The sequence below is a fragment of the Cellvibrio fontiphilus genome, from assembly GCF_042646205.1.
Taxonomy (GTDB): Bacteria; Pseudomonadota; Gammaproteobacteria; order Pseudomonadales; family Cellvibrionaceae; genus Cellvibrio; species Cellvibrio fontiphilus_A.
The window spans coordinates 530,112-548,220 of the sequence record NZ_JBHRTF010000003.1 but is presented as its reverse complement, the minus strand read 5'-3'; the positions used below and the strand labels follow the sequence as shown (position 1 = coordinate 548,220).

Sequence of the window (18,109 nt, the reverse complement as noted above, 5' to 3'; positions counted from 1 at the left end):
ATTAGCTGGAAGGTTTTTCTAATTCGCCAGATTTTACAGGCATAAAAAAACCGCAGCATGCTGCGGTTTTTTTATGCATGGTTTATTTATATTGCTATCTGAGTAACTGCAACACCTGCTCTGGCCGCGCATTGGATTGCGCCAACATTGCCTGTGCAGCCTGCTGTAACACTTGCGCCCTACTCAGTGCTGCAGTTTCCGCCGCAAAGTCAGCATCCACAATCCGTGAACGCGACGCTGAGGTTTTCTCAGAAACGTTCGCCAGGTTAGACATAGTAAAGTCCAGCCGGTTGTTGATCGCACCAAGTTGCGAACGAGTGTCATTGATTGTGGTGAGCGCTTTATCAATCACGCCAATTGCTTTTTGAGCTTTGGCTGCTGTGTCGATACTGATAGAAGCGATTGCAGTTCCAAACGCGCCACCAGCCGTTGAGTTAGCTTCCAGCAAGCCGATTTCAGCCGCAGTTGCGTTAATACCTAACTCAACACTGATCGGATTTCCGTTAGCACTGGTTAATTTAATGCCAGCTTCAACACGCAGGCCATCAGCAATGGAACCAGCGGTAATCACTTCAGTGCCATCAGCCATGAACTTGGTAAATTCAGCGCCTGAAAAACCTGCGTTAGCGGCACCAAATGCACTGTCTGCCGTTGCATCGTTAAAGCGAATCGCCCCTTGGTCAGACTCAAGCACGATCTTGTTACCCAACAAGGACGCAGTTACACCCGTTGTATTGCTGTTGGCATTAAAGGTGTCCACCAACTCTTGGGCAGTAGTTACTGTCGACAAATTGATATTGACACCGTTGAGCAAGATATTATCGGCAGTGCCTGCGAATGCAGTCGCGATACTCATTCCACTGGTGTCGATAGTGACTGTCGAGAAGGCGTTAGCGGTGACTCCGGTATCGTTGCTCACGGCGTTGATCGCATTGACCTTACCAATAAGACTATCGGTATTTTTATTACTGATAACTACACCATTGATGGTTAAGTCACCCACGCCCCATGAGGCCTCTGCGGCTGCCGTTGTTATGCTTGCACCCTCAATGACACCGCCTCCCTGATTTTCACGGAAGCCGAGTCTATTCAAATCCTGCAGGCTGCCGGTATTACCACGGGAAATTTTGATAGGTTTATCATCTTCCGATGTGAGCACAATTTGTCCACGTTGATCCAAACCATCACCAACAGAGGCGGCCATACCCACTGCAGATTGCAAATCCAGACCACCTGCTGCTGAAACGGCGATTGTGGAACCGGTATTGTTGGTCAACGACAATTTTCCACTGTCATCTACCTCTGCACGTATTTCACCACCAGTGATACGGTGAATCGTTTCGATCAATTCATCCATACTGGTTGTGTTTTCGCGTATTTGATAACTCTGAACCGCACCATTGAGCGCTGTCACCGTGATATCCAGGCCTTGGCCCGCATCGTTATCGATAACACCATTGCCTAGTTGGGATGCATTGAGCTGTGTCATTGCAGATGCGGTAACGCCACTGAGCCGCTCGTTAATAGCGACCAGGAACTCCGCCAAGGTGTTTGTTTCCGCACTGGCGGCAGCATCAAACTCTCCAATGGACTGCCCATTAATCAAGATATCGCCATCGCGAATATCAGTACCTGCAGTAGACGAGAATAGCGATAAGCTAAATTCAGCACCAAGCACATCCACACTGACAGAGCCCATACCCAGGGTTTTGGCATCCATCGCTTGAACTTTTAGTTCAATCGTCTGGTTCGCATCAGAACCAACTTGTAATTGAACTTTACCAAGTGATCCATCCAGCAGTTTCTGGCCGTTGAATGAAGTGGATTTTGCGATGCGATCCATTTCTAAAATAAGTTGCTGTACTTCCGCATCCAATGTTTGGCGGTCAGCATCGGAGTAAATACCGTTGGCAGACTGAATCGCCAGTTCGCGCATACGTTGCAAAATGTTGGTGGTCTCCTGCAGCGCACCTTCCGCTGTTTGGATTAATGACACACCGTCATTCGCATTACGTATCGCCTGATCCAGCCCGCGAATTTGCGAAGTCATACGGTTAGAAATTGCCAGGCCCGCGGCATCGTCTTTGGCAGAGTTGATACGTTGACCGGAAGACAAACGCTCGGTTGCCCGATCCAGCGCATTTCCTGAGTTCATCAATTGACGCTGTGAATTCAAGGAAGCGACATTGGTGTTAATGACTAAAGGCATAATAAATCTCCTAATGATTGTTCCTGTTCACAGTTGCGTGTGCTGTGACAAGCCGACTGATGAAGCCCAGAAACATCGGCAACCGAAATTGCGCCGTTTGTGAGAACTTCGTGGCAAGACTTGTAAGAAATAAATACCAACAGGATTTCTATACGGGTCGCCTAAGTGGACTTTTGCACAGACTGTGCCAAGGATTTTTTCAGGAGAAATTGCGAGTGAAATAATTAGATCAAAAAGGCTGTAACCAAATATAAAGCGCGATGTGTTTTGTTACTCCGCGTAAGAATTTTTAATGCAGAATTGAAACAACATGATAAAAACTATTAAGCAAAAAAAACGCGAGCCGGCATCTGCAAGCTCGCGTTTTTTAGTTCATCCGGCCCGTTCACAGCAGCCAAAAAAAATGGTTTAACACCTTGTTTTTACAGAGTTTTACGCCTGCGCACTAAACAAACTAACCGGCTCATCGGGAGTCAGTTGCTGCGCCAAACGCAAAAATATTTCATCAGGAATTTGACGAATAACTTCTTGCGTTTCACGATCCAACACTTTGACAACCGTCTCACCAGATTCAGGATCGTAGCTAAAATTTAAATCTCGCTGTGTACTCTGAATATATTCATTCATTTGCGCAACGGCGGCCTGAACCTGCTCTTGCATTGCCTGTGGATTGACGTTTGCCGCCGCTGGAGCGGCAGTACCTACGGCAACCGGCGGCAAATCGTTGCCGGTTTTTTGACCTTTAGTACCGCTCGCCTGCGACAACACCGGTACAGGTGAAACCTGAACCGGTGCAGCAGCTATTTTAGTCATGTCACTCATAACCTGGCCCTCAAATGAAATCCCTCGCATAACCGGGGCTATGCGAGGGTTGGGTTAACTTATCTCAAGAGAGACAGAACCTGTTGTGGACGAGCGTTTGACTGAGCCAACATCGCAGAGGCAGCCTGTTGCAGTACTTGTGAACGACTTAGTGCTGCAGTTTCCGCGGCGAAGTCGGCGTCAGTAATCCGAGAGCGAGCAGAAGACGTTTTCTCTGAGATGTTCGCCAGGTTGGATACTGTAAAGTCCAGACGGTTATTGATCGCACCGAGGTTTGAACGCACATCGTTGATGGTAGTCAAGGCATTGTCGATCACCTTGATAGCTTTCTGCGCGTTCGCTTGGGTATCGATGCTGATGGAGGCAATCGCTGAACCGAAGGCACCGCCAGCAGTTGAGTTAGCTTCCAGAATACCGATCTCAGCGGCTGTTGCATTGATGCCCAGCTCAACGCTGATAGGGTTACCACTGGAGCTGGTCAACTTAATGCCTGCTTCTACTACGCGGCCGGCGGCTGCCAAGCTGGCTGCTGCTGCGACCTCAGTAGAGTCGGACATAAACTCGGTGATAGTTGCACCCACCAAACCGGCGTTATCAGTACCAAACACACTGTTTGCTGCAGTAGTGGTATCAGAGAAGCGGATTGCCCCTTGATCTGACTCCAGAATGACACGAGTACCCGAGATGGCCGCGCGAACACCGGTGGTATTGCTCAGATCATTGAGTTCGTCAACCATACCTTGGAGTGTCGTTACGCCAGTCAAATCTACGTTAATACCGTTCAGTTTGAACTCGGTTTGACCACCAGCAAAAGCAGTTGCGATACTCACACCACTCATGTCGATCACGGCACTGGAGAATGCATTAGCAGTCACGCCAGTGTCGGAAGTGGATTTGTTGATAGCGTTAATTTTTCCGATCAGGCTATCAGTATCTTTGTTGGAGATAACCACACCATTAATAGTCAGGTCGCCAACACCCCAGGATGCATCAGCATTAGCAGTGGTCAGACCAGCACCTTCAATTACACCGCCTGACTGACTTTCACGGAAGCCCAGTCTATTCAGATCCAATTGGCTACCGGTGTTGCCACGGCTGATAGTAATTGGCTTGTCATCGTCAGAGGTCAGTACCAACTGGCCACGTTGCGACAATGCATCACCAACACCAGCTTCCATACCCAACACGTCAGCCTCATCCAAACCACCTGTACCGGCTACAGTGATGGTAGCACCGGTGTTATTGGCAAGAGTTAATACGCCATCATCACCAACAGACGCATTTACAGCACCGCCAGTTACGCGGTTAATTGCTTCCGTCAATTCTTCCAAGTTAGTGGTATTTTCGCGCAATTGATAGGTTTGGGTGCCACCATTTAACGAGGTAACAGTAATATCCAACCCTTCGCCTGCGTCGTTATCAATAATCCCGCTACCTACACGAGAACCATTCAGTTGGGTCATCGCTGAAGCAGTTACACCACTGACTTTCTCATTAATATTGGCAATCAGATCGTTCAGGGTATCCGCTGAGGCGCCAAAATCACCGATGGTTTGGCCATTGATAAGCACATCGCCATCTTTAAGGTCATTGGCACCAGTCAACAGACTCAGGGAGAACTCAGCACCCAACAAATCCACACTGGTAGAGCCCATACCCAGAGTTTTAGCATCCATAGCTTGTACTTTGAAGCTAATGGTTTGGTTGGCGTCAGCACCAACTTGCAAGTCCACCTTGCCCAACTTACCGTCCAACAGTTTTTGACCGTTAAACGCAGTGGTTTCAGCGATACGATCCAACTCTTTTACGAGCTGTTGCACCTCGGCATTCAAGGTGGCGCGGTCACCGGAGCTATAGATACCGTTCGCAGACTGAACGGACAGTTCACGCATACGTTGCAGAATGTTTGTTGATTCTGACAGCGCACCTTCCGCGGTTTGAATTAAGGACACACCATCGTTTGCGTTACGGATTGCTTGGTCGAGACCACGCACTTGTGAGGTCATGCGGTTTGAAATCGCCAGACCTGCTGCGTCGTCTTTTGCTGAGTTGATACGTGCACCGGATGACAAACGTTCTGTCGCACGGTCAAGCGCATTGCCTGAACTCATCAACTGACGCTGAGCATTCAGAGAGGCGACGTTTGTGTTAATGACTAAAGCCATGATGAATCTCCTGGATTAATGTCAGTAGACAGTGGCTGTCAATTACGAGCCTTGCTGCTACATGTCGGTTGATGAAGTCTGAGACAGATGACTAATCAGCACTTCTAACAAGGTTATCGACAGAATCCGGAGGAGCTTTAGAAAATTTTTATCACTTGAGTTAAATATTTATTGTTGTTTTAAGGAAAAAATAGAACAAAAAGATATATAAAGGTTATGAGTAGCCAATTTATCGACCATAAGCATCGATAGCTTTTGCCGCCCTGTTGCTATGACGTAATTCTGACGCAACAGCCTCGCGACTTACTTCCGCCAATTCAGAAAGGGTTTGATTGATTGATTGAATCTCCTGAATCACCTCAGCCGCTTTCGCCTCCAAGTCTGCCATGGTGAGGGACTCCAGATATTCCTGATCATTTAATGAAAGCAGACCCTGTTGCCGCTGCTGAACAAGAGTTTCAAATGATTCCCAGTCACCAGCCTGCGCCAATGACAATAACGCACGGGATTGGCTGAGTGCGCGCTCAAGAGGATCTAGCAGGGCATTATTTTCCATAAAACAACTCTTTGGTATGAAACGACTTCAGACTAACGCTATACACCTAGATTAGCAAAAGATAATGGATCGAAGCGAAGAGTTTACGCCTGCTGAACTTAACACAGGCGTATAGAAAGGAGCGGATTGTTACATTGCCATAGATTACAAATAATTAAACAAGGTCAATTGACTAACCTTGGAAAAGCTCTGCTGTGAGGCGCTTAAAACGAAGGACTGCATAGACAATTGAATTGACGCGTCCGCGTAATCCAAATCTTGCAGGCTGGATAAAACAGTTTTACTGAACAGGGTGACATCCAGATTTAAATCGCGGGATGTTTCCAAGGTATTTAATCGCGCACCCAACTCCCCCTGGGTTGCCACCAGGCTGGTTACTGAGTTTTCAAGATTGGTGAGTGTTTTAGCAACCAGTTTCGCCAGTTCGGCCTTGCTCTCTGGCGTATCCTGTACATTTTTCATTGCATCACTAAAACGAGACAGGGTTGTTAACAAGCCCTGTTTATCCGTGGACTCAACAAAAAAACTATCACCCGGCTGCACCAATCTGCCGCGCGTAGATGAGGTGCCTGCAGCTTGCGTATTCAGGCCGGTTACATTGTCTAAAAACGCGCTACCCCCTTTAATGGTTACCACGGCATTCGATTTTGAAATAATACCTTGATCAGTCACACTCAAACCAAGGCGAGCTAATTGCGCTGCATTAATGGGATCATTAAAGGCATTGGCAAGATCAGTGGTATTGGTAATATTTTGATTAAAAGTAATGTTTTCAGTTTTTCCGTTCACTTCTAATTGAAAAGTTAATGGCGATACACTGAAATCCTGCGCAGCAGTAAATGAAAATGGCAAATTAACCGAGCTGGTGCCAGCACCTTGGGTGGCAATACCCAAGGCTGCATCCGTATCTGCTGTGCCGTTACTCACAACAATATTCAAACCAGTGGGTGAATGAAAGCCGGTAGCATCAACAGTAATACCCAGGTTAGCCAGCTTATCGGCATTGCTATTGGGCGCCCCTGTTATGCTGTTAAATGCTGCCACTAAATCACTGGTGTTAGTGACGTTTTGATCCAACACCAGCGTTTCTGTTTTGCCACCTACAGTAATGGAAATATTGCTATTGGTGAGCGAAAAATCGACTGGAAAAGTTCCTGTACCAAATCCCAAATCTGCAGCAATGGCTGCTTCACCAGGATAGGGATTACCCAGCACCTGAAAACGTGCGCCGGCGACTTCAATGTCTACCCCCGCCACATAGGGTTGATTAACCAGCAATTGTTTGCCATTGGATTTTTGTGTGACAGAGTAATTAACTGCAGATGCTGTTTTGGTAAATGAAACTACCAAATCATCGGGATAGAGTTTGTCAAATTCAGCCTGATCAAATACCTGGCCTACGGTAATAATGGCAGGAGGTAAGGATTTATTCGCAGGGCTTGCCGACGTGATGAAGGTATTGTGGCCACTGGGGATATCCACAAATAATTTTTTGCCGGAATCACTGACCGCCACACTCACCGAGGCAGATGCCTGTAAACGCAACTGTCCCTCATCACCCAGATAAGCAAAATTACCACCGCCATCGCCAACAAATGGCTTAGTGCCACTTTGATAGCCGGCAAAAATGTATTGGCCGGAGGCATTGCGAGTGTTTTGCAAATTAAGCAATTCGTTGATTCGTGTATCCACTTCAGCCGCTAGCGCTTGGTAATCTTTAGCGGTAAATACGGCGGTATTACCTGCCGACACAGCAATTTCACGAATACGATGCACCAGATCGACGACCGTTTGAATATTGGTTTCTTCAAGGTTCAAACTGTTTTCAGCAATATCGATATTTTTTTTGTATTGCTCGGTGCGGGCCAATTCCTGATTTAATTGCAAAATCGTGGTTGCTGCCACAGGGTCATCAGCGGGCGAAAGAATCCGTTTACCGGTTGCCATTTGCTCCTGGGTTTTAGTCACGGCTGTTTGTGCCTGACTAATCCCCAGAGTGGCGATATTGTAGATTTGCGAAGTGGATATACGCATAACTCTGCTCCTGAATGCGGCAAATGCAGCGGCAATAATTAGCCAGCCAAATGCCTTTGTAATTCATGAAGCACAAAATGAACCAACTTTAAAAAATTACAGCGAACTTAACAGCGTATCAAATAATTCTCGAGCAACCGAAATTACCTGGGCATTAGCTTGATAGAGCTGCTGGAATTTAATCAGGTCAGCAGCTTCTTCATCCAGGTTGACACCAGAGATCCCGTCGCGCATGGATTGACTCTGCTCCAGCAAATTTCTGCTTGCCTCAGTATTAATTTTAGATAGGCTACTTTTAGTACCAACCTCTTCCACTAATTTCCCATAGCCATCGCCAAAACTTAAAGTGCCGTCCTGCATTGTGGCAGTGGTTTCCAGCGCAACCATCGCCAAGGCATTGCGATTATCATTTTTACCGTCAGTATTAAAACCAATCGTAAAAGTATCGCCAGGTTTAGGTTGCCCACTCACGGCAACTTGATACCCCACAAAAGAGGACGATGCAAACCCAGGGAGACTACTATCGCCAAATAATGGGCTGTTAGTGGGTGAAGTTTGCAGGCTAATACCATTAGCCATGGTGATATCAATTCTACCGCCAACAGTGATAGCACTTTGTTCAACTGTACCTATGGTTAAGGGATCATCTTGTCCCGATAACCGCACATTAGGGTTGCCAGTACCGTCATTAACATCAATAGAATTAACAGTAGCGTTGGACGCGGATAAACGTATATCCAAATTCACTCCCGATGAGGCTACCAATCTCAACTCGGGTGCGCCGGTAATTGGGTTATTACCGCTCTGCGCGCGAATGCCCAAGGCTTTTAAGTTCTCATTGGTATTAATACGTTCGGCAAGGTAATCGTTAAATTCCGCTTCACTGACATTGGGGTTGGGTACTTCCGATGAAAATCCATTATTGGAAAAATTATATTCCAGCAAATTTTCACCATTGACTGACAACTGCAGCGGCGGTGCAAAACTGCTTGCATCAAAATTAATATCGGTAATAGTTGCTGTGGTGTAGGCGTTGGCAGAAACACCCGGCAAGGCACTGATTTGCGCAGCAGTCTGTGCCGCTGATGCTCCGGGCGATGTAGTAATCGCACGATTGGTAATTGCACCGGTTGCTGGATCAGTAAATGTAAAACGCAACTGTTCAGCAAGATAACCATTACTTTGCGGCAAACTGGTCGCAGTCATTGGACCCGGCAAATCCGGCGGCTGGGCTGCAGTTTGTGCTGTGCGCCCAAGCGGCAAGCCAATACGATCCCCATTGCCAGTCACGCGAGTTTCGCCAATATCTGAGGTAAAAATATTGTTGCTTGCGCCGGGAATAAATGTTTGGTCGCGCATAGCCGGAACCAAATCTTTGGGGTTTGCCGGATCAGTATTATCCAGCACATCGTAAGTAGTTTCTGAAGTAAAGCGAATAATAATAGGAGGCGATAACATGCCGGGCGTAGAAAATGCCGGTAGCCGATTCCCCTCACTATCGACCAAACTCAATACCTCACCGGCACTGATCAAACCACTGCCAGAGTTACTGCTATTACTCGCGGTGCGTACAGGTGAAGCAAACGCTAAATCTTCAGGGCGCGAGATTGATGCTTGAATATCGCGCGAACCATTTTTAGTCGGCTGAATTAAAAAGGTATCGCCACCCTGAAATGAGCCGCTGGTGAGGTTAATACTGACACCGTCAAAACCGATACTGGTTGGGTAGGCACCACTGAGTGTGCCCTGCTCTACCACTGATTTATCGGACAGCCGTGTAATCACATAATTTTGTGAATTAGGAACAATTTCAAACAGGTAATCGCTAGTGGTGATCTGGTTTGTATCTTCGATAGTGACAGATATTACCCGATCAAATGGCTGTGCATTTTGACCGTGAACAACACGGTTAGCCGCGAGAATAGGATCATTAATATCGCCAAACATTTTTTGGCCATAATCACCATCCAAATCTATACCTTGTTGTTGCTGTGTATTGAATTGATCCGCCATTACCAACGCAATACGGCCCAATTCATTCATGGAAGGCAACAATACTTGCTCGCGAAAGCCCAGTAACCCGCCTATCTGCCCACCGGATATTTTATCGGTAATATCCGCGAATGAATTATTGCTTTTAACCTGAATTTTTCCATCGTTAGTTACCGCCAACGCACTTACTTGTGTCCCCACTACCAAGGGCTGGCCATTGCCAATAAATACATTCACATCGCCATCATCTTGTTTGACTAACTGTAGCGACACCAATTCAGATAGCTGGCGCAGCGCCTCATCGCGCTTATCCATCAAATCATTAGGCTCATTGCCATTACCGGAAGCGCGATTTTCAGCAATAGATTGATTCAAGGTAGCAATAGAATTTGCCAGCGAACTTATTTGGGAAGTGATGGTTTTTATTTCACCAGAAACACTTTTCTCAATATCACTTAAGCGCTGATGTAAGTTATTAAAGCGAATACTAAGGCTTTCTGTCTCAGTGACAATCAATTGACGCGCGGGTGTAGATGCCGGGTCGTTGGCGCCGTTTTGCATGGAGGCAAAAAAAGTTTGTAATGCACCCGCCAACCCCGTACTAACATCGGCAAATAATTTATCGACCTTTCCAATATTAGTATTGAATTTATTTAACTGATTATAGGTAGCAGTATCCAAGCGTAATTGGTTAGTAACAAACTCATTGACCACTCGCTCAATAGAAGCAGTATTCACGCCCGAGCCGATAAAGCCAGCGCTGCCTACATACTGTTCAGGGCGCGTTACATAATTGACTTCCTGGCGTGAGTAACCCTGAGTATTGGCATTGGAAATATTGTGCCCTGCCGTGCGCAGGGCATTTTGACTAGCCTGCAAACCGGATACAGCGTTAGAGAGAATGCCGGACATGATGTTACTCCACTATCTGGCGACTGGAATTGGTCGCTAGCGAGATCACTGACTGAACACCGGCCTGCAGGGTTTTCATCGTCTCTGCCGCCGCTAATGATTTAATCGCATCAGTGTTTAATAAACGTTTTATCTTTTGTGCGTATTCCGGGTCTGTCGCATAACCGGCTGACTGTAGTGCTTCAGCATAAGCCGATGAATTGCCACCAGCGGCCAAGGCTTTTTCATAGCGTGAATTGTTTTTCATTAAACGCACATAATCAGAAAAACTATCCGCATAACTTTGGTATTTACGGAAGTCTGACTTTTCTTGTGCAGCAATACCGTTGCGATACTCAAGGGTATTTACATTCACCTTGTCGCCCTGCCACTGGACACCGGCTTTGATATTGAACAAATTAAAACTGTTGTTGCCGTTGCGATCATGGATAACGTGTTTTCCCCAACCCGTTTCCAGCGCCACTTGGGCGATTAATACATCCGGGTTGATGTTTAATTCAGCGGCTGCTTTTTCAGCGTGAGGTTTTAACATCATCACGAAGTTTTCTTGTGTAGTGCTGACACTGGCTTTTTTACCTGCAACCTGATTTACAACAGGCGTTTTACTCAACAGCTGTGGAATTAATGCGTAGTTAACGGCGGTAAGGGGCGGCTGTTGTGAGTCGGCGCTGTCAGCACCAACCACCTGCGCGTTGTGGCTCATGCGCACAAAGTCATCAATCCATGTATTCAAATCATCAATGCTATTGTCACTTGCCGCTATTATTGATGTGTCTGCATCTTTAGCTGTCACCGCGCGCGCGGGTAGATCGGCGATACCCAAGTCGGTATTATTTTGCTCGTTATTTTCAGCGCGCATACCGCCGCCGTGGTTTTGCATCATTTGGTGATAAAAATGATCCGCAAGGCCAATACCTTTTCCGCTGGTTAAATTAATTACCATTTGCTGATCCAACATATCGCGATGGAAGCGAGTGGTTTGGCTGTCCATAAAATTGCCTTCAGCGAACACATCGTTCGCCTCGCGCATGGATTTCAGCATTTGTTGTACCAGCAAACCCTCAAACTTTTTGGCAACTTCTTTAATTGCCTGAGGGTCCCTGTCACGCCCCATCGCTTTGATGGAATTCAATGAATTGGGGTCAAGATAATTATCTTGCACCTGCGGGACTTTTACGCCGGTATCTATAGGTAACATTTAAATCACCACTAATTCAGCTTTAAGCGCACCGGATTGTTTAAGCGCCTCCAGAATTGCCATCAAATCACTGGGTGATGCGCCCACGTTATTAACCGAGCGCACTATGTCATCCAGGTTGGCACCCGGTGCAAATTTAAACATGGGGTTAGTTTCTTCATCGGCCTGCACATTACTGCTCGGCACTACTACGGTAGTCCCTCCAGCCAGTGCATTGGGTTGGCTCACCGTCAGGCTTTCTGCAACAGATACGGTAAGGCTGCCGTGAGTAACTGCCACCGGTGATACACGAACATTTTTTCCAACAACGATAGTGCCGGTGCGTGAATTGATAATAACTTTCGCCACTTCTTCACCCATCTTCACATCCAAGTTTTCCAGCATCGCAATAAAATCTACGCGCTGCGCTGGGTTAACCGGAGAATTCACCATGATGGAAACCGCATCCAAAGGGCGAGCGACATCTGGGCCCAACATGTCGTTAATACTTTTTGCCAACGCATTAGCGGTGGTGAAATCGGCGCGATGCAAATTAAAAACAATTGGTTGGCCACCGGCAAAATTGGTTTCCACGGTTCTTTCCACCATGGCGCCACTGGGAATACGGCCGGCACTGGGCACGTTGACAGTAATTTTTGAACCGTCATTACCCGATGCGCTTAAACCACCCACTACCAGATTACCCTGAGCGATGGCGTACACTTTTCCGTCCAACCCTTTGAGCGGTGTCAACAATAAACTGCCGCCGCGTAAACTTTTTGCATTGCTGATGGATGACACAGTCACGTCAATGGTTTGACCAGGTTTGGCGAAAGCAGGCAGCTCGGCTTGAATCATTACCGCAGCAACATTTTTCATTTGCATACGTGCGCCTTCCGGCACCGTAATGCCAAATTGCTTGAGCATGCTGTTAAACGATTGGGTGGTAAATGGCGATTGTGTCGTTTGGTCGCCGGTGCCATCCAAGCCCACCACCAAACCGTAACCCACTAGTTGGTTAGCACGCACACCGGCAACACTGGCGATATCTTTAATACGCTCGGCCTGCGCACTGGCTACTGAACACAACAGCAGCACCAGGGTAAATTTTATTAAGTTACGCATTCGCAATACCTCAGAAGAAACCATTACAGTGGCCACAAATCACTGTTAAAAAAGCGTGATAACCAGCCCATCGAACTACTGTTGGCCAAGTCGCCAGTTCCGCTGTAAGAAATTTTTGCGTTGGCTAAACGGGTGGAAACAACCGTGTTGTTTGGCTCTATATCATCCGGGCGAACAATACCGCTGATGCGGATAAATTCATCGCCGCGATTCAGCGTGATCCATTTTTCCCCACGCACCACCAAATTGCCGTTAGGTAAAATTTCGGCAACCGTTACAGTAATGTTGCCTTGCAAACTATTGCTTTGATCGGCATCAGCACCGCCATTAAAGGTTCTGGATTGCTCCAGTGTGGTGGTGAGTTCATTGCCTTTAATAGTCGGATTCACACCCAAGAGCGGGCCAGCATTAAAATCAACGCCACTATTTTTGTTGGTATTCACACCGGAAGATTTACGTGAAACGGTGCGCTCGCTGAGTGTTACGGTAATAACATCACCCACAAAATGGGCTTTGCGATCACCAAACAAACTCAGACCATAAGCATCCTGATACAAGGCGCCCTCGGTGCGATGCGGCACCGGCATATTCGCAGCGATGGTGGGCGCATAGGCCGGGTCATCGGGCAAAGGCTTTTTATTGGTCGCACAACCAGACATAAACATTGCTGCAACAGCGATGAATACACTGGAACGGCGAAGCAATTGAGTAAGTGATGCAGTCATGGTGTTTTACTCATCAAAGATTTTGCGTAATGTATTGCAACATTTGATCAGCGGAAGACACGACTTTTGAATTCATTTCATAGGCGCGTTGAGTGGTGATCATGTTGACCATTTCTTCCACAATATCCACGTTGGAATTTTCCAACATGCCTTGCTTGAGCACACCCAAACCATTTTCACCAGGAGTTCCCTGTACCGGTGCGCCACTGGCTACTGTCTCCACATACAAATTGCCACCAATAGGTTGAAGGCCTGAATGGTTGATAAAATCCACCAAGGTAATATCGCCCAATTGTTGCGGCTCAACTTCGCCGGGCGTGTAGGCATTAACAGTACCTGTAGTGCCAATCGTGATTCGCGTTGCACCTTCAGGAACAATAATCGCCGGCTCCAATAAAAAACCATCGGCATTTACCAATTGGCCTTCGCCATTAATTTGCAACTGGCCATTGCGGGTGTAAGCGATAGTTCCATCAGGCTGTAACACTTGTAAAAATCCGTGACCATCAATGGCTACATCGAGTGATTGTTCAGTCACTTGCAGTGAACCTTGGGTAAATTCTTTTTGCGTAGCAACTACTCGCACACCGGCACCCAGTTGCAAGCCTGAGGGCAATTCAGTTTCCTGGGTTTGTTGTGCGCCGGGCTGACGCTGGTTTTGGTAAAGCAAGTCCTCAAACACTGCGCGATCCCGTTTAAAACCAATGGTGCTGGTATTAGCGAGGTTATTGGAAATTGTTGTTAGCTGACGATCCTGCGCCGACAAACCGGTTTTACTGACATAGAGCGCGGTAATCATGATGTTTTCCTCTGCTTAACTGGCAGGATTTAATTGGCATGCGTTAAATAAAAAATCAGCGCGTTTAAAAATTACGACATTTGCAATAATTGGGTAGATGCCGCCGAATTTTCATCCGCGGTTTTCATTAACTTCACTTGCATTTCATATTGGCGCGCAAGGCTCATGATTTGTGTGAATTCATCAATCGGATTAACGTTGCTGCCTTCCAACATGCCGCTGCGCAAAGTGACTTCGGCGGCCGGCAAAGCGTTTAATCCATCGCGTTGGCGAAATAAACCGTCATCGCCTTTTTCCAGCAATTGAATATCCGGATTCACCAGACGCACGCGCCCTACCTCCACCATGGCTTCCGGGCCCTGCCCCTGACCAATAATGGAAATGGTTCCATCAGAACCAATTTGTACTTTTTCATTTTCGGGAATATTGATGGGCCCACCATCACCCAACACGGTTAGACCGTTGGCGGTGCGCAATACACCTGCTGCATCAACCGCAAAATTGCCGGCGCGGGTATAGGCCTCGGTGCCATCGGGAGCTTGCACCACAAAAAAACCGTTACCTTGGATCGCGGCATCGAGTGGATTATTGGTTTCAATCATTGGGCCGGAAGTGAAATCCGCGCGCGGCGACTCGGTCATCGCATAGGCGCGCGTAGGCAGACCATCACCGTAATAAACACCCATGCTGCGGGATTGTTCGAAATCCGCACGAAAACCTGTGGTACTTACGTTTGCCAGATTATTGGCGCGGTTAGCCTGTGCCAGCATATTGTGCTTGGCACCGGTCATGGCGATAAAAAGGGCTTTGTCCACCTTGCAACTCCTCGGTTCACAGCCAAAAAAACAAACGTTGGTTTTTTGGCGGTTTGATCGTTATCAGGAATTTTGCAAGAGCGGTGCCAAGTTGTTATCAGACCTTAAGCTGTTGATATAAAGGGATATTTTGTGGAGGCACATTTAATTACAGCCACACAGACAGATAACAATATAAAAAGCGGCAAAGAACTTCCGCTCTTTGCCGCCAATGGATTGTGATATGCGTTGCACGATGTTGGGCGCGATTTATTGCGCCCTACTATTTACGCGCCCTGTCATTTACGCGGTCTATCTCAAATTAATAATGGTTTGGGTTGTGGCATTCGCCGTTTCGATGGTTTTTGCATTCGCTTGATAGTTGCGCTGGGCAATAATCAAATTCACCAGCTGCTCAGACAAATCCACATTGGATTCTTCCACTGCACCGGCGGTGATATTACCTAGCTGGGCTGAACCCGGCGCACCGATAATCGCCTCACCGGTTTCAAAAGTCTGGGCCCACATGGTATCGCCCACTGGTTTCAGCCCTTCAACACTGCTGAAGTTAGCCAAGGCCACCTGCCCTAACACCTGGGCCTCACCATTGGTAAAGCGCGCGAATACCACGCCGGTATTGCTGATGTCCAAGCCCGCCAGTCGACCGGTGGCATAACCATTTTGATCCAACTCTTCTACCGCAAATACACTGCCAAATTGGGTGCTACCCGCAAGATCAATCTCAAAGTTAGAGCTAGCGGGCGGCTCAGCCACCGGGATGGTACCGCCTTGCAACACATTCAATGGCCCAAGGCCGCCGATAGGTAAACCATCCTCGCCAATGGGGGTCCAGTTGGAAATCAACATGGCATCGGTTCTAAACGGGTCGATGGTTCCATCTGGCGTGAAATGCACATTGAACTCAGCCATAGTGGCTTCAGTGTTTTGTGGTGATGGTAATGTCGGATCCGGATCGCCCACATTTTGACCATCGATTTGCACATACATTTTCCAATGGTTGGGCGATGTCATTGGATCAGCAGGATCGTATGGTTGTTTTACAAAGTATTGACGCATCACATGGGCGTTACCCAAGCTGTCATACACCGTTGTGGAAGTTGCATGGTTAAATGTTTTTTGATCCTGCGGATCAAACGCATTAATAGGCACAGGGGTAAAAAAGTTCGGAACGTTGATGGAGCCAAACATGCTGCCACCATACACCGGTACAGTCGGGGCACTGCTCACAATTGAATAACCTTCCTGGAGGGTGACAGTTACCTCACCACCAATACGGATAGCGTCATCATCGTTATCCACAATCTGCGCCACACCATTGCTACCTTGAACCTCTGCAACACCACCTGTTCCGTCAAACGCAAACTCAAGGTCACGGCCAGTAGCTGACTCAACCACTAAATTACCGAGATCATCCAATGAGGCACTAATACCAAAAAGTGTGGAGGAACTCAGCGCATTGATTTCATCGCGCAAGGCGGTCATATCAGGTACGCCGGTGGAAGTTAAATTGACGCCGTTTAAGCGGAAAGTGCCGTCATTGGTAAACACCTTGGGGGTCGGCAGTGCAGCAGGGTCTGTGGCGAATAGAGTCGCGGTTGTATTCGCGGTTGCCGATACACCAGCAAGTGCATTTAACTCGGAAGCAGTTTCATCTGCGCTGGCGCCATACTCACTGATATAAGTGACATCAGTACCATTAGGGCCGCGAATTACCAAGGTATGGGAACCATAGTTGTTGGTCACCTTTGGAATACCCGTTTCAAGTATGGGTGACGCTTGCGGGGTAAAGGTAGGTGATGGGCTGTCCACTGCAGTGATTGCCGCTGTTAATGCGTTAGCATCAGAATTGGCGGCATCGATTGTCAGGGTAATAGTGGAAGCAACACCTGTAGCCAAATCACGGAACTTCAATTCGCCAGTAACTTGATCAGCAAAGGCTTCAACATTCACCGGATTTGCCGAGTCAAAGTTGGCTGAGTTAATCAAGTTGGCCAAAGAGGCAGGCGTTGCGGCTGAACCAGAATCCAACACCAAATCAACAGAGGTTGTAACAAGGCTGACCGGATCTGTACGTCTAATGGTAAAAGCAGTGGCGTTAGTGGGACTGAAAATAATTGATCCGGCAACCGTGCCTAAATTCAGTGTTGTGGTAGTCGCTACTTTTGCACCTAATTGCGCCTCATTAATCCCTGTGCCGTTGGTAGCAAAGCGGGCGCCGGTAGTCTCCAATACCACCTCATTCGCATCCAGATTAAAGGCTGCATTCACCGCGGTAGTCTGGCGCGGCTCTTGTGAGCTGACATCAACCCGCAAATCACCCAGTACACCACTGACATTGCCATCGGCATCGGCAGCAAACCCTTGCAGGGTGGCATTGGTGCCATTGACTATGTATCCGTCTTTATCCAAACCAAAGGTGCCCGCACGAGTAAACAGACGGTCACCATTTTTTTCTACCACAAAAAAACCTTCGCCGTTGACCGACAAATCCAATTCGTTTTGGGTGAATTTCAAATTACCCTGGGTAAATTGCTGGCGAATATTTTGAATGGTGACGCCGCTACCAGGAGTGTTTGAGCCGCCCCCTAACAGAGTGCTGGTGTATACATCGCCAAATTCCGCGCGCGAGGATTTAAAACCAATGGTGCTGGCATTGGCGATGTTATTACCGGTCACTTGCAGATCGGTATTGGCCGCGCGAATTCCACTTAACGCTGTATTAAAAGACATATTACACCTCGACCATATCGGTTAACGGCTATTACATTCAGGTGGGCT

Annotated in this window: 12 protein-coding genes; all 12 read right to left on the bottom strand. The window is 47.5% G+C overall.

Annotation, left to right across the window (positions count from 1 at the left end; genetic code table 11):
• Positions 1–94: 94 nt before the first annotated feature.
• Positions 95–2,209: a flagellin N-terminal helical domain-containing protein gene (locus ACFODX_RS08030; RefSeq protein WP_378117845.1), complete on the bottom strand. Its 2,115-nt coding sequence runs from the start codon at positions 2,207–2,209 to the stop codon at positions 95–97.
• A 432-nt stretch (positions 2,210–2,641) separates the two neighbouring features.
• Entirely contained in the window at positions 2,642–3,031 is a 390-nt protein-coding gene (locus tag ACFODX_RS08025; RefSeq protein ID WP_378117843.1) for a flagellar protein FlaG, read from the bottom strand.
• 59 nt (positions 3,032–3,090) lie between these two features.
• Complete coding sequence (locus ACFODX_RS08020) at positions 3,091–5,196, bottom strand: flagellin N-terminal helical domain-containing protein (protein WP_378117841.1); 2,106 nt, start codon at positions 5,194–5,196, stop codon at positions 3,091–3,093.
• 229 nt (positions 5,197–5,425) lie between these two features.
• Positions 5,426–5,752 (bottom strand): flagellar protein FliT, encoded by a 327-nt coding sequence (locus ACFODX_RS08015; protein ID WP_378117839.1) that lies wholly within the window; start codon positions 5,750–5,752, stop codon positions 5,426–5,428.
• Between the two features lie 144 nt (positions 5,753–5,896).
• Entirely contained in the window at positions 5,897–7,786 is a 1,890-nt protein-coding gene (gene flgL, locus ACFODX_RS08010) for a flagellar hook-associated protein FlgL (RefSeq protein ID WP_378117837.1), read from the bottom strand.
• Between the two features lie 96 nt (positions 7,787–7,882).
• A complete protein-coding gene (gene flgK / locus ACFODX_RS08005; RefSeq protein WP_378117835.1) occupies positions 7,883–10,690 on the bottom strand; it encodes a flagellar hook-associated protein FlgK in 2,808 nt (935 codons plus the stop codon).
• A 4-nt stretch (positions 10,691–10,694) separates the two neighbouring features.
• Positions 10,695–11,888, bottom strand: a complete 1,194-nt coding sequence (flgJ, locus tag ACFODX_RS08000) for a flagellar assembly peptidoglycan hydrolase FlgJ (protein ID WP_378117833.1) — start codon at positions 11,886–11,888, stop codon at positions 10,695–10,697.
• Complete coding sequence (locus ACFODX_RS07995; RefSeq protein WP_378117831.1) at positions 11,889–12,992, bottom strand: flagellar basal body P-ring protein FlgI; 1,104 nt, start codon at positions 12,990–12,992, stop codon at positions 11,889–11,891.
• Positions 12,993–13,015: 23 nt separating this feature from the next.
• On the bottom strand, positions 13,016–13,657 hold the full coding sequence (flgH, locus tag ACFODX_RS07990) for a flagellar basal body L-ring protein FlgH (protein WP_378118133.1): 642 nt from the start codon (positions 13,655–13,657) through the stop codon (positions 13,016–13,018).
• 73 nt (positions 13,658–13,730) lie between these two features.
• Positions 13,731–14,516: a flagellar basal-body rod protein FlgG gene (flgG, locus tag ACFODX_RS07985; protein WP_378117825.1), complete on the bottom strand. Its 786-nt coding sequence runs from the start codon at positions 14,514–14,516 to the stop codon at positions 13,731–13,733.
• 71 nt (positions 14,517–14,587) lie between these two features.
• Positions 14,588–15,331, bottom strand: coding sequence for a flagellar basal-body rod protein FlgF (gene flgF / locus ACFODX_RS07980; protein ID WP_378117823.1), 744 nt, complete (start codon positions 15,329–15,331; stop codon positions 14,588–14,590).
• Positions 15,332–15,622: 291 nt separating this feature from the next.
• Positions 15,623–18,061: a flagellar hook-basal body complex protein gene (locus ACFODX_RS07975; RefSeq protein ID WP_378117821.1), complete on the bottom strand. Its 2,439-nt coding sequence runs from the start codon at positions 18,059–18,061 to the stop codon at positions 15,623–15,625.
• Positions 18,062–18,109 lie beyond the last annotated feature (48 nt).